This window comes from Luteitalea sp., assembly GCF_022842525.1.
GTDB lineage: Bacteria > Acidobacteriota > Vicinamibacteria > Vicinamibacterales > Vicinamibacteraceae > Luteitalea.
This window is the reverse complement of the sequence record NZ_JALHPM010000077.1, coordinates 17,055-29,595: the sequence shown is the minus strand read 5'-3', so window position 1 is coordinate 29,595 and position 12,541 is coordinate 17,055. Positions and strand designations below refer to the sequence as shown.

11 protein-coding genes are annotated in these 12,541 nt (G+C 69.7%); 3 read left to right on the top strand and 8 right to left on the bottom strand.

Translation table 11 applies throughout. The annotated features are described in order from the left end of the window. On the top strand, positions 1–1,648 hold a 1,648-nt coding region (locus tag Q0C41_RS16060; RefSeq protein ID WP_291985191.1), incomplete at its 5' end, for an amidase. A 131-nt stretch (positions 1,649–1,779) separates the two neighbouring features. On the opposite strand, the gene Q0C41_RS16055 is transcribed toward Q0C41_RS16060, so the two are convergent. From Q0C41_RS16055 to Q0C41_RS16045, 3 genes are read right to left on the bottom strand one after another with little or no spacing between them, the layout of a single operon-like run. Beyond that, on the bottom strand, positions 1,780–2,526 hold the full coding sequence (locus Q0C41_RS16055) for an exodeoxyribonuclease III (RefSeq protein WP_291985189.1): 747 nt from the start codon (positions 2,524–2,526) through the stop codon (positions 1,780–1,782). Beyond that, positions 2,523–4,403, bottom strand: a complete 1,881-nt coding sequence (locus Q0C41_RS16050) for a M1 family metallopeptidase (protein WP_291985186.1) — start codon at positions 4,401–4,403, stop codon at positions 2,523–2,525. The genes Q0C41_RS16055 and Q0C41_RS16050 overlap by 4 nt, the downstream gene beginning before the upstream one ends. Positions 4,404–4,419: 16 nt before the next feature. Continuing rightward, on the bottom strand, positions 4,420–4,659 hold the full coding sequence (locus Q0C41_RS16045; protein ID WP_291985185.1) for a hypothetical protein: 240 nt from the start codon (positions 4,657–4,659) through the stop codon (positions 4,420–4,422). 52 nt (positions 4,660–4,711) lie between these two features. On the opposite strand from Q0C41_RS16045, the gene Q0C41_RS16040 reads away from it, so the two are divergent. Continuing rightward, positions 4,712–5,917: a mannosyltransferase family protein gene (locus Q0C41_RS16040; protein ID WP_291985182.1), complete on the top strand. Its 1,206-nt coding sequence runs from the start codon at positions 4,712–4,714 to the stop codon at positions 5,915–5,917. A 16-nt stretch (positions 5,918–5,933) separates the two neighbouring features. Here the strand turns inward: Q0C41_RS16040 and uxaC are convergent, their stop codons facing one another. Together uxaC and Q0C41_RS16030 are read right to left on the bottom strand one after the other, a co-directional pair. Further along, entirely contained in the window at positions 5,934–7,331 is a 1,398-nt protein-coding gene (uxaC, locus tag Q0C41_RS16035; RefSeq protein WP_291985180.1) for a glucuronate isomerase, read from the bottom strand. Between the two features lie 214 nt (positions 7,332–7,545). After that, positions 7,546–7,968 (bottom strand): VOC family protein, encoded by a 423-nt coding sequence (locus Q0C41_RS16030; protein WP_291985178.1) that lies wholly within the window; start codon positions 7,966–7,968, stop codon positions 7,546–7,548. Positions 7,969–8,095: 127 nt separating this feature from the next. Here Q0C41_RS16030 and Q0C41_RS16025 point away from each other — a divergent pair, with 127 nt between their 5' ends. Beyond that, on the top strand, positions 8,096–8,575 hold the full coding sequence (locus Q0C41_RS16025; protein WP_291985176.1) for a DoxX family protein: 480 nt from the start codon (positions 8,096–8,098) through the stop codon (positions 8,573–8,575). On the opposite strand, the gene Q0C41_RS16020 is transcribed toward Q0C41_RS16025, so the two are convergent. From Q0C41_RS16020 to Q0C41_RS16010, 3 genes are read right to left on the bottom strand one after another with little or no spacing between them, the layout of a single operon-like run. Continuing rightward, positions 8,556–9,854: an ATP-binding protein gene (locus Q0C41_RS16020; RefSeq protein ID WP_291985174.1), complete on the bottom strand. Its 1,299-nt coding sequence runs from the start codon at positions 9,852–9,854 to the stop codon at positions 8,556–8,558. The genes Q0C41_RS16025 and Q0C41_RS16020 overlap by 20 nt on opposite strands. Further along, entirely contained in the window at positions 9,851–11,254 is a 1,404-nt protein-coding gene (locus Q0C41_RS16015) for a sigma-54 dependent transcriptional regulator (RefSeq protein WP_291985172.1), read from the bottom strand. Before Q0C41_RS16015 ends, Q0C41_RS16020 begins: the two co-directional genes overlap by 4 nt. A gap of 3 nt (positions 11,255–11,257) precedes the next feature. Beyond that, complete coding sequence (locus Q0C41_RS16010) at positions 11,258–12,538, bottom strand: FtsX-like permease family protein (protein ID WP_291985170.1); 1,281 nt, start codon at positions 12,536–12,538, stop codon at positions 11,258–11,260. Positions 12,539–12,541 lie beyond the last annotated feature (3 nt).

The following is a 12,541-nucleotide window of genomic DNA, read 5'->3' as shown; positions in this document are numbered from 1 at the left end:
CGGGTCTGCGGCGGCGCTGCGCGCGCAGGCACCCGCGTCACCCGCCGGCACCCAGCCGTCCACCGCCCCGGTCCCGCCCGTCCCGCCCCTGCCGCTGGGCAACGCCGAGCCGCCCGCGAGTCAGTTCCAGCCGTTTCCCGGCGGCACCGGCGCGCTGCTCGAGTCGCTCGTCCGGGAGCGTGGCGTCGCCGCGTTCGCCCGGTCGCCGCTGCTGCCGCACGGGTGGACGGGCACCGTCCCCGACTCCGACGACGACCTGGCGTTCCTGCCGGCACACCGCCTCTCGGCCCTGCTGCGCGCGCGGAAGATCACGGCCACACGCCTCACCGAGGTGTACCTCGCGCGCTTGCGTCGCCTCAACCCGACGCTCAACTGTGTCGTCACGCTGCTCGAGTCGCAGGCGCTGGCCGAGGCGGGCAAGGCCGATGCCGAGATCGGGGCCGGCCGGTATCGCGGGCCGCTCCACGGACTCCCGTATGGCCTCAAGGATCTGTTCGCGGTCAAGGGCACGCCGACCACCTGGGGCGTCCCCGACTTCAAGGACCGGGTCATCGACGAGGACGCCGAGATCGTCGTCCGGCTGCGCGAGGCCGGCGCGGTGCTGGTGGCGAAGCTGTCCACCGGCATCTTCGCGCAGAACGATCAGTGGTTCGGCGGTCGCACCAACAACCCGTGGAACCTGTCGCAGGGGTCCAGCGGTTCGTCGGCGGGGCCCGCCTCCGCCGTCGCGGCCGGCTGCGTCGCGTTCGCCATCGGCACCGAGACGCAGGGGTCGATCGTGTCGCCGGCCATCCGGTGCGGCATCACGGCGCTGCGCCCGACCTTCGGGCGCGTGAGTCGCTACGGCGGCATGGTGCTGGCCTGGTCGCAGGATCGGGTCGGCCCCATGTGCCGCTCCGCCGAGGACTGCGCGATGGTCTTCAGCGTCATCCACGGGGTCGATCCGAAGGACCCCTCGACCATCACCACGCCGTTCCGCTTCGATCGCCGCGTCAGCCTGTCGCGCCTGCGGGTGGGCATCGATCCGGATGCGCCGGCGGCGCTGGTGGCGCGTCTGAAGGATCTCGGCGTCCAGCCACGGGAGATCGGTCCGCGGCCGACCGTGCCGGGCATCGGCCAGGGCAGTCTCAGTGTCGAGTACGCCGCCGCGTTCGACGACTACGTGACGCGCAAGGCGACAGAGACCGGGCTCGACCTCGCCGCGTTGCCAGACACGCCGATCCCGACGCCGCCTGCCTCGGCGGCCAACCCGATGGCGCCGGCCGACTGGAATCCGCGCTTCGTCAACGGACGACGCGTGCGCGGCTTCGACTATCTGCAGCTGCAGCGTCGTCGGCATGTCCTGGTGACGAAGTGGGGCGAGTTCATGAAGGACCTGGACATGTTCATCGGCGCGCCTTCGGCGGATGTGGCGGCCAATGCCCAGACCGGGCATCCGTGTGTCGTGCTGCCGTATGCCTTCGACGTCCCACCCGCGCGGCCTGGCGCGGGGCGTCCCGGCGCGGCTGCGGAGCCCCCGCAGGCGCTCGCCGCGCAGCCCGTCTGCGCCACGATTGTCGGCGCGCTCTATGCCGATGACCTGATCCTCGGCGTTGCGCACCGGGTCCAGGACGGCACGGACTTCCACCGCAGGCGCCCCTCGCTGTAGTCATCGAGGTTCATGTCGACACCTGCGGCACGCCGCCGTGGCTGTCCGCCACGAGCCGGCCTTCGACGTGAGCGCACTGAGCTGCGAGCTGCCCTTCATTCTGAATGCTGAACTCTGAATTGATCGGGACATCACCCGAACTCGACGACCAGCGGTGCGTGATCGCTGGTGCCGAACTCGCGCTGGCAGTCGGCGCGCGTGGCCGTCGCGCCCAGCGCCGTCGATGCCAGGACGTAGTCGATACGCCAGCCGACGTTGCGCTGACGGAGGTTCCGCCACGGCGCCCACCATGTGAACAGCCCCTCGTCGTCCGGATGCAGCGTGCGATGGACGTCGGTGAGGCCGAGATCGATGACGCGCTGCAGCAGCGCGCGTTCGTCCGGGCGCTGACCGATGACGCCGGCCTTGCGCTCCTTCGGATGGAGGTCGAGGTCGGTGAGGGCGACGTTGAGGTCGCCGCAGATCAGCAGCCGCCGCCCCTCGCGATGCGCGTCGGCGACGTGGTTGCCGAGCGCCTCGAGGAACTGCATCTTGGCGGCGAAGTCCTTGCCGCCGTTGGGGACGTAGACACTGAGGATCTCGAGATCCCCGAGGGTGACGCTCGCCACGCGGTACTCGAAGTCGAATGACGGATGCACGGCCGTGCACTCGGCACCGGCGAGGTCCCGGTGCACCAGCAGCGCCACGCCGGAGTAGCCGCCAGAGCCGTGCCAGCACGTCCAGTAGTCGTCACGCCCGGCGAGGGTCAGCGGCACCTGCGTCGGCGCGGCCTTGATCTCCTGCAGGCACAGCAGGTCGGGGCGTTCGGCGTCGAGCCACTGCTCGACCTGCGGCCCGCGCGCGCGGATGCCGTTGACGTTCCAGGTGGCGATCTTCATTTCACGATGGCATCAATCGCCTGGGCCGAGACGGCATGATAGGAGGGCCGCGCCTGCGCGTAGATGCGTCGGGCAAGAGGCTGGCCCCAGGCCGACGCCATCAGATCCTCGTACAGCGGCTTGAGGAACTTGCGGCGGCCCTGCGTGGTGAGGAAGCGCTCGAGCGCCGGCACGGCCGGCGCGTACTGCCGCGCCACGGCCACCCGCAGCCAGGCGAACAGAATCTCGCTGTTGCCGGTGTCGCCGAGCCGGTGTGTGGCGTCCAGATCGTTCAGCTGTGCCGGTGACAGGGGTGTCGGTCGCAACTGCTCGAGCAGATGCTGCCACTGCTGCGGCGTCCAGCCCTCGACGTCCAGGGTGGCCGAGCGAGCGCCCTGCGCAAAGCGTCGGGCCTCGGCTTCGACCTGCCCAAAGGCCGGAGAGGACACCTGGGCCGCGCCGGCCGGGAGACCGGGCTGCTCGATCCACGTGGTCACGTCGAGACGGTCGCGCAGGGCCGCGTCGCCGCCAATCAGTTCCTGCTGCAGGTCGGCGACGAACTGCTGCGTCGTGATCGACGTGAAGGCATGCCGGTTGAAGTATCCGCGCAGCCAGGGGTCGAAACGGTCGCGCCCGACGGCCTGCTCGATGGTCAGCACCAGTGCCGCGCCCTTCTCGTAGGCCACCGACGTCATGCCATCGTCCGGGTCACGGCCCCGGAGATCGATGGCCAGCCGTGTGTCGGCGGGCGGGAGATCGGCCATCTCGCGCAGGAGGCCGTTGCGCCCGAGGGTCGCCAGCATCAGCGCGCGATCCCGGCCGTACAGGGCCTCCATGATCCGATACTCGAAGTAGGTCGTGAAGCCCTCGTTGAGCCAGAAATCGCTCCAGGTCGCGTTGGTGACGAGGTTGCCCGACCACGAGTGCGCGAGCTCGTGCGCCAGCAGCGAGACGAGCGACTTGTCGCCGGCCAGGATCGTCGGCGTCGCGAACGTGAGGCGGGGATTCTCCATGCCGCCGAACGGGAACGACGGCGGCAGCACGAGCACGTCGTAGCGTCCCCAGCGATAGGGACCGCCGAGGCTCTCCGCGGCCCCGATCATCTTCTCGAGGTCCTCGAGCTCGCTCGCGGCGCTCGCCAGCATCGTCGGCTCGGTGTAGACGCCCGTGCGCGGACCGAGCGCCCGGAAGGCGATGTCGCCCGCGGCCACCGCGATGAGGTACGGCGGCACGGGCTGATCCATCTTGAAGCGGTAGGCCCGCTGTCCATCGCCGGCGTCCACGCCATCGGCCGTGAGCATCTCGGCCGACATGACGACCCGCAACGGCCGCGGCACCGTGATCGACGCCTCGTACGTCTGGCGGATCCCCGGGCTGTCCTGCGTCGGGATCCAGGTGCGGGTGAGGATCGCCTGGCCCTGCGAGTAGAGATACGGATGGATGCGCCCGGCCGTCTGCGCCGGCGTGAGCCACTGGAGCGCCGCGGCCTCCGGGCTCGTCCTGTATTCGACGACGACCTGGTCGCCCGAGGCAGGCAGGGCGATCACCAGGGCCTGGCCGAGGTGTTCGACGGCCGGATCGAGCCGGAAGGCGAGGGGCTGCTGCCGGCTGTCCAGCACGCGTGCGATCTCCAGGCCGCGGGTGTCCAGCACCAGCTCGGTGGCCTCGGGGCGGCGCACGAACGTGAGGGTGGCACGGCCCTGCAGCACGCGCGCGGCGAAGTCGGCGTGCAGGTCGAGCGCCACGTGGGTGACCCGCGCCTCGGCCGGCCTGGCGAACGAATGGATGTCGGGCACGAGCGGAGCGGCGGTCATCGACGGCGTCGAGGCGTCCTGCCCGCAGCCACTGGCGGCGAGCAGGGCGAAGACGAGGACGGCACCGCGCGCAAGCCAGGGCATGTCCGGGCGCACGCGATCACATCGCCAGACCGACGGGGAGTCGGCTGTTGTGCCACAGGGCACGGCGATGCGCCGTCCAGGCGGCGATGAGGTGGCACACCCAGCCGAACAGGCCGCCCGTCCCGATCCAGAACCCCGGCGTGACGATCAGCCAGAAGATCCCGCGCAGGAAGTCGCCGTTGTAGATCTGGCCCACGCCCGGGATGACGAGGCTCAGCACGGCAGCGAGGCCCGGATCCTTCCGAGAGGTGCGCATCACCTAGGTGTAGCACACCAGACGCCCATGCATAATGAAGAGCTTAAGCCCTATGGACTCCCCCCTGGCCGGTGCCCCTCCCCTGGCGCCCTCGAGCCGCACGTGGATGGCCTGGGCGACGGGGCCGATCGCCCGGATCGTGCTCATGACCCTGGTGCTGCGTCTGGCGACGGCGCTGCTGGCGTTCTTCGCTCAGGTGACGATTCCGGTCTATCAGGATCAGGGCTTCGGCGTGTATCGCACCCGGCACGCGTTCTGGGACAACTTCGCGAGGTACGACTCCGGGTGGTACCACGGGATCGCCCGCAACGGGTACGAGTGGGTCGAGGGCGGGCGCAACAACCTGGCGTTCTTTCCCGTCTATCCGCTGGCGATGCGGGCCGCCGGTCTGGCCCTCGGCGGCAAGCCGCAGGATTTCTACTTCGGCGGCATCGCCGTCTCGTGGCTGGCATGTATCGGCGCCATGCTGATGCTCTATCGCCTCGCGCGGCTCGACGTGAGCGCGGCCGCCGCCGAAAGGGCTGTCCTCTACGCCCTGCTGTACCCGTTCGCCTTCTTCTTCGGCGTGGTCTACGCCGAGAGCACGTTCCTCCTGTGCGCACTGACGGCCTTCTACGGCTTCCGCACGCAACGCTGGGCCGTCGGCGCGCTCGGCGGTCTGCTGGCCTGCATCACGCGCGTCAACGGCATCATGATCCTGCCGGCGCTCGCGTGGCTCGCCTGGACCCATGTGCGCGAGGATCGCCGGCGTCTGGCGCCGGTGCTGGCGGCGCTGGCCGTGGTGCCGCTGGGGCTGCTCGGCTACAGCGCCTTCTGCTACGCCCTCAGCGGCAACCCCCTGGAGTGGATGGACAGCATTCGACGATGGGAGTACCACCCGGGAGGAGCCCCGTGGACGGGCCTCCAGACGCTGATCACCGACCTCGCCACGCGGCCCTACCACTACCTGGTGCACGGCCAGATGGCGCCGTACGACACCCTGAACGGGCTGGCCGCCGCCGCCGCCCTCCTCGTGCTGCCCATCGTCTGGTGGCGGCTGGGCACGGCCTACGCGCTGTTCATGCTGGCCAACCTGCTGTTGCCGCTGTCGTCCGGGCAGTACGAGGGCCTCGGTCGCTACACCTCGGTCTTCTTCCCCATGGCCATCCTGGCGGGCGCGATCCAGCAGCAGTCCCTCCGCTTGCTCGTGCTCGGCCTCAGCGCCGCGTTCTACACGCTGTGTCTCGTGCTCTTCGTCAACGTGCACCCGCTGTTCTGACCCCCCGGTCAGGCCGTCACAGCCGGTACACCTTGCGCACCAGGGTGGCGCTCAGATCGACGATGAGCGCCTGCGCATCGGCTTCGTCGATGACGTGACGGGTCACCAGCTGGGCGAGGAATGTCGCATCGACGCGGCGGGCGACGTCGTGGCGTGCCGGAATCGACGGGAAGGCGCGGGTGTCGTCGTTGAAGCCGGCGGTGTTGTAGAAACCGGCCGTCTCGGTCGCCATGTGGCGGAACCGCAGCATGCCTTCGATGCTGTCGTGGAACCACCAGGGTGGCCCGAGCACCACGGCGGGGTAGTGCCCGGCCAGCGGTGCCAGTTCCCGGCTGTAGGTCGTCTCGTCCAGCGTGAACAGCACCAGCGTGAAGCCCGGCTCGTTGCCGTAGGCGTTGAGCAGCGCGTGCAGGTTGCGGGTGTACTCGGTGGCCACCGGGATGTCGCACCCGCGATCGGGACCGAAGCGGTCGAAGATGCGCTGGTTGTGATTGCGGAAGCTGCCGGGATGGAGCTGCATGACCAGGCCGTCCTCGACGCTCATGCGCGCCAGCTGCATGAGCATGTGCGCGCCGAAGCGATCGGAGTCCTGCGCCGTGGCCGTGCCTGCCAGGCCGCGCTCGTAGAGGGCCGCCGCCTCGGCGTCGGGCAGACGTTCCGTGTAGGGCACCACGACGGCGTGGTCGGTGGCGGTCGCGCCCATCGCCTTGAAGAAGGCCCGCCGCGACTCCAGCCCCCGGATGAACGACGCATAGGTCGTCATCGACTCGCCGGTCAGGGCGCCGATGCGGTCGATCTCGGCACGCCACGTCGGGTGCGACAGCGTGACCGCCATGTCGGGCCGGAACGTCGGTCGCACCGCGCCCCAGCCCTCGTCGCGCATCGCCTTGTGGTGCTCGAGCGTGTCGCCTGCGGCGTCGGTCGTGCACAGCACCGCGATGTTGAACCGCTCGTACAGCGCCCGTGGCAGGAACGCCGGCGTGGCGAGGCAGGCCTCGATGCGCTCGTAGAGGGCCATCGCGTTGGCGCTGTTCAGCGTCTCCTCGATGCCGAAGACGCCCTCGAACTCGTGCCTGAGCCACGCGCCGGTCGGCGTGCCGCGATAGAGATGGAAGTGGTCGGCGAACAGCTGCCAGATCTTCCGCGGGTCGGACTCCACCGGCGATCCGTCGCGCGACGGAATCCCGAGCTGCTCGAGCCGTACCCCCTGCGAGTACATCATCCGCGTGACGTAGTGGTCGGGCACCACCAGCAGCGTCGCCGGATCGGGGAACGGTTCATTGGTCGCGAGCAGCTTCGGATCGACATGCCCGTGCGGGCACACCAGCGGTAACGAGGCGACACGTCCGTAGAGGTCGGCGGCGATGGCGCGCGTCGCGGGATCCGGGTCGAAGTACCGATGCGGGTGCAGCATGGGCAACAGGGTAATGCCGAATGCCGCGATGCCCAATGCCGAAGGGCGAAGGGCACGGGGGCGGTGGGCCGTGTGTGACCGCTGGGCCGAGGGCCGAGGCTCGCATGCGGAGACCGGCATCGGGCCCGTGTCGTCGGCACGCACCTGCTCGGTGGCGGCAGGCGCCGCCTGCACCGCCATGGAACTCGCCCCGAAAAGTCGCGGCACGCTGCCGTTACTTCGGCAGTTCGGCGTTGAACATCCAGTTGACCCCGTACCGGTCGACCAGGGTGCCGAACCGCGCGCCCCAGAACGTGTTCTCGAGTGGCATCGTCACGCGACCGCCTTCGGCCAGGGCGGCGAACTGGACATCGACCTCGTCGGTCGAGTCGTACTGCACCGCCACGTTCATCGCCGTGCCCGTGGTGAGCGTCCCCATCCCCGGCATCGTGTCGCTGACCATCACGGTGCCGCTGCCGAGGGACAGGGTGGCGTGCATCACGCGGTCGGCGTCGGCGCCCTCGAACTGGGCGCCCGGGATCTCGCGGAAGCGTTGCAGGAAGGTGACCTTCGCGCCAAGGGCGCGCTCGTACAGCGCGATGGCATCGGCGGCGGTGCCGTCGAAGGTGAGGTAGGCATTCACGGTCGTCAGGGCCAAGGGGACCTCCTGTGTCCGCAGTGTAGACCCACGTGCCGCCTGGAAATCATCGGTCGGCGCCAGCGGTCAGACCGATGAATCCGCCATCGTCGGCAGGTCTCATGGACATTCCGGCAAGGAGCCACGCATGAGTCAGCCCGCTTCTCCTCACGTCTCGACGTTCTCGTCCTACATCCTGCAGTCGGTGGCCGTCGTCGATCGGGTGGGCACGCGCCGTGTGACGGCGCGGGCGCACCGCGCTGGACTCGTCGTCAGCGCCATCCCGGTCCTCTTCCTGGCGATGGACGCCGCCATGAAGCTGTTCGGTCTGGCCGCCGCCAGCGAGGCGACGGCGCAGCTCGGTTGGCCCACCCAGCTGCTGTTCCCGCTCGGCGTGCTGCAACTGCTCTGCCTCGGGCTCTATCTGCTGCCGCAGACGTCCGTCCTCGGCGCCGTGCTCTGGACGGGCTACCTCGGCGGGGCGGTGGCGACGCACGTGCGCCTCGGCCACCCGCTGTTCAGTCACAGCCTCTTCCCGGTGTACGTCGGCGGGCTGCTGTGGCTGGGCCTGTGGCTGCGGGACGTGCGCGTGCGTCAGGTCCTGCCGCTCACGACAGCCAGATCGTGAAGCGCGTCGGGCCGCCGTCCGGACCGTCGAGCGTGAAGGCGAAGCCGTGACGCGTCAGGATCTCCTGCACGAGGGTCAGGCCGATGCCCTGTCCCGACCCCTTCGTGCTGAAGAACGGCGTGAAGAGGTGCGCTCGCACCTCGGGAGCGAGTCCGGCGCCGCTGTCCTCGATCTGGAGCCATGGCTGCGTGCCGGTCAGTCCGGTGCGAATGACGACGCGGCCGTCGTGGTCGACGGCCTCGATGGCGTTCTTCAGGATGTTGACCAGCGCCTGCTCCATCAGCGTCCGGTCGATCGACACCGGCGGCGTCGACGTCAGCTCCATGACGATCGCGATGCGGCGTCTCTCGGCGTCGGCCGTCATGAGCCGACGCAGGTGCTCGAGCAGGTCGTCCAGGTCGCAGGGCGCCAGGCGCGGCTCGGGGAGCCGGACGACGTCGGCGAACGCCTTCATGAACGCGCCGAGCTGGGCGGTGCGGTTCATCACCACGTGCAATGCACCCTCGAGGTCGGTGCGGCTCTCCCCCGGCAACTGCTCGGCGAAGACCAGGCAGGAGGTCAGCAGCGAGTTGGACGCCGCGACCGAGTTGTTGACCTCGTGCGACAGCATCCGGATCAGCTTCTCGTAGGCAGCCTTCTCGGCCTGTCGCAGCTCGTCGGTCAACTCCTCGATGAGCAGGAACGTGCGGCTGAAGCCGCGGTCCATGAAGGTGCCTCGACTGGCCTTGGCCCGCCGGCCGCCCGGGAGCGTGACGACGGCAGACGGCGCGTCGTGCAGGGCCAGGATCACCTCGTGCAGCGCCGAGCCGGCGTGGGTCGCCGCCACGCCGGTGCGGACGTCCGGTCCCAGCAGCCGCGCGGCGGCCGGATTGACGAAATCGACACGGTCGTCGTGGTCGAGGATCACCGCGCCTGACGGCGACACGTCCAGCAGGCTCTGGAGGAAGTGGTGCTGCTCGCGGACGCGCACGCGCTCGGCTCGCAGCGCATCGGCCATCCGGTTGTAGATCTCGATCAGGCGATCGATCTCCGCCTGGCCCGTCGGCCTGAACCTGGTGGTGTAGTCGCTCTCTTCGAGGAGCTGGGCGCTCTCCTGCACGAGCGCATGGGCGCGCAGCAGTCGGTCGACGAGCCACGCGCCGAGCAGCGCCGACAGGACGAAGCCGGCTTCGAGGGCGAGCAGGCCCCAGACCGACTCCCGAACGAGATGCCAGGCCAGCACGCCGAGCGCGACGTGCAGCACGAGCAGGTAGGCGTAGAACAGGCGCCGCAGCGTCACACGGAAATCCCGTACTTCTCCAGGCGACGATACAACGCGGCGCGGCTGACCCCCAGCGACTCGGCGACGCGGCTCACGTTACCGCCGTGATGCCGCAGGGACTTGAGGATCATCGCCCGCTCGATCTCCTCCATGGTCATGCTGCCGACCGGCGGCAGCGGGTCGGGACTGTGCCTGGCCGACGCGCCCTCCATCTCCGAGGTGGCCCGGAAGTCGTCGACGTCGAGCACCTGCCCCGGCGTCACCAGCGCGGCCCGCTCGATCCACTGCTTCAGCTGGCGGATGTTGCCCGGCCACGGCAGGCCCTGCAGCCACTTCACCGCCGCCGGACTGATGGTCAGCGACTCCCGCCCCTGGTGCTGCGCGAGCGCCTGCACGAACCGCTGGGCGAGCAGCGCGATGTCGCCAGGACGTTCGCGCAGGGCCGGCAGGTGCACCGCGATCAGGTTGATGCGATACAGCAGATCCTCGCGGAACTCGCCGCGCCGCACCATGTCGGGCAGCGAGCGGTTGGTGGCCGCCACCACCCGCACGTCCACCGTTCGCTGCTGGCTCGACCCGAGCACCTCGTAGGTCCGATCCTGGAGCACGCGCAGCAGCTTGACCTGTGACGAGGCGTCGAGGTCGCCGATCTCGTCGAGGAAGATGGTGCCGCCATCGGCGAGATCGAAGCGCCCCTGTCGATCGTGCCGCGCGTCGGTGAACGCGCCGCGGACGTGGCCGAACATCTCGCTCTCGAACAGCGACGCCGAGATGCCGCCGAGGTTCACCTTCACGAACGGCTTCTTGCGCCTATGGCTGTTGCGATGCAGCGCGTCGGCGATCAGTTCCTTGCCCGTGCCGCTCTCGCCCGTGATCAGCACCGACGCGTCGGTGGCCGCCACCCGTCCCACCAGCTGCAGCAGCTTGAGCATCCGCGCGTCGGCGGTGACGATGGCGTCGAAGTCGTAGCTGGCGTCGAGATCCTCGCGCGACAGCGGCGTGCTGTCCTGGCCGCTCGCCGTGCCCGCCAGCCGCAACGCCGTCTGCACCGTCTGCAGCAGCGCGGCATTGGTCCAGGGCTTGGTGACGAAGTCGGCGGCCCCGAGCCGCATGCCGGCCACGGCCAGCGAGATGGAGCCCCACGCCGTGATCAGGATGACCGGCAGCAGCGGATGCGCCTCGCGAATGCGCCGCAGCAGCTCCAGCCCCTCGTCACCCGACGTACGGCGCGAGAAGTTCATGTCCTGCAGCACCAGCGCGCACGGGTGCTGGGCCAGCCACTGGACGGCGGCATCGGGGGTGGCGACGGCGTGCGTGCGATAGCCGCCCTGCTTCAGCAGCAGGGCCAGCGACGCCCGCACCGCGTCGTCATCGTCGGCGATCAGGATGGGCGCCGTGTCGGTCCGTGGCGAAGTCATGAGCTACTCGTAGCGTAGCGCCTCGGCCGGCGGGATGCGCGTGGCGAGGAGACTCGGGTACCAGCCGCAGAACGACGTCAGCACGAAGAGCAGGCTGCCGGCCACCAGCAGGCTCGCGGCATAGACCGGGCCGGACACCGGCCCCAGCCAGCCGAGCATCGGCACCTGGGCGAGCAGCAGACCGCCGACCGCCATCGCGATGCCCGTCATCAGCGCGATCTCGAGGAAAATCTGGCGCTTGATCCGTGCCCGGTCGGCGCCCTTGGCCCGGCGCAGACCGAGCTCGCGAATCCGCTGGGTGACGTTCTGCCAGAGCACCCCGCTGAGGCCGAGCGCCACCATCAGCAGCAGGAAGCCGGCCAGCAGGGCCAGGATCATCAGAGGCGTCAGGTAGTTGTTCCGCAGGTACTCCGCTCGGACGTCTTCGGTCGGCTTCATGCTGAAGCTCCAGTCGGGCGCCTGGGCGTGCAAGGCCTTCACGAGTCGCTCCTCGAACTCGGCGGTCACACCCGGTCGCACACGGATCGCCAGGACGCCGGGCAACTCGGCAGGCGCCACGCTCGGTGTGGCCGCCCCAGGCACGGGCAGCGGTGCCGCGGCCGCCGAGATGATGTCGTTGCGCGTAATCATGTAGTTGCCGGGCGTCGAGTACTCGCCGAACTGCCGGAAGTCCTCGATGACGCCGACGACACGCTGCGGACGGTCCGGCGGGCTGTTGCTGGCGCGCCTGGGGTTCGGGGCCACCGGCAGGATCTGTCCCGCCGCGGGCGCGTCGCCGAACACCTCACGCGCCATCCGACGATTCAGCACGATCGCATCCCAGTGCTGGCCGGTGTCCTCGCGCGAGAACCAGCGGCCCTCCACGAGCGTGATGGACAGGGTCCGGGCCAGTTCGTCGTCGGCGCGATTGCCGTTGAAGTCGACCCGTCGGCCGTCCGTCAGCCGGACGTCGCTGTTCCACTGCCAGTTGCGGAACGTGCCCAGCTGCAGATGGCCAATCGACTCGACCTCCGGCATCTGGCGCGCCGCCTCGACCAGTCGCTGCATCCGGGCGAAGCGCTCCCGCTCGACCTCTGGCGTGCTCTCGATGCCGCGAGGCACGCGGACCAGCACGTCCCAGATGCGGTCGTACGAAAAACCCAGCGGCGCCTGGTAGTTGCGCCAGTAGTGGACGGCCACCGTCGTCACCGCGGCAAGCACGAGGAACGACAGCAGGATCTCCGTGATGATGAGGAAGTTGGCGCGCTTGCGGTTCCAGATCAACTTGAGCAGATGGAGGGCCATGAC

What these genes read in the sequence shown, in the direction of transcription:
- Q0C41_RS16015 (WP_291985172.1), bottom strand. Translation starts at nt 11,254, where the DNA reads ATGACTTCGCCACGGACCGACACGGCGCCCATCCTGATCGCCGACGAT.
- Q0C41_RS16025 (WP_291985176.1), top strand. Translation starts at nt 8,096, where the DNA reads ATGAGTCAGCCCGCTTCTCCTCACGTCTCGACGTTCTCGTCCTACATC.
- Q0C41_RS16050 (WP_291985186.1), bottom strand. Translation starts at nt 4,403, where the DNA reads ATGCCCTGGCTTGCGCGCGGTGCCGTCCTCGTCTTCGCCCTGCTCGCC.
- Q0C41_RS16010 (WP_291985170.1), bottom strand. Translation starts at nt 12,538, where the DNA reads ATGGCCCTCCATCTGCTCAAGTTGATCTGGAACCGCAAGCGCGCCAAC.
- Q0C41_RS16045 (WP_291985185.1), bottom strand. Translation starts at nt 4,659, where the DNA reads ATGCGCACCTCTCGGAAGGATCCGGGCCTCGCTGCCGTGCTGAGCCTC.
- Q0C41_RS16040 (WP_291985182.1), top strand. Translation starts at nt 4,712, where the DNA reads ATGGACTCCCCCCTGGCCGGTGCCCCTCCCCTGGCGCCCTCGAGCCGC.
- Q0C41_RS16055 (WP_291985189.1), bottom strand. Translation starts at nt 2,526, where the DNA reads ATGAAGATCGCCACCTGGAACGTCAACGGCATCCGCGCGCGCGGGCCG.
- uxaC (WP_291985180.1), bottom strand. Translation starts at nt 7,331, where the DNA reads ATGCTGCACCCGCATCGGTACTTCGACCCGGATCCCGCGACGCGCGCC.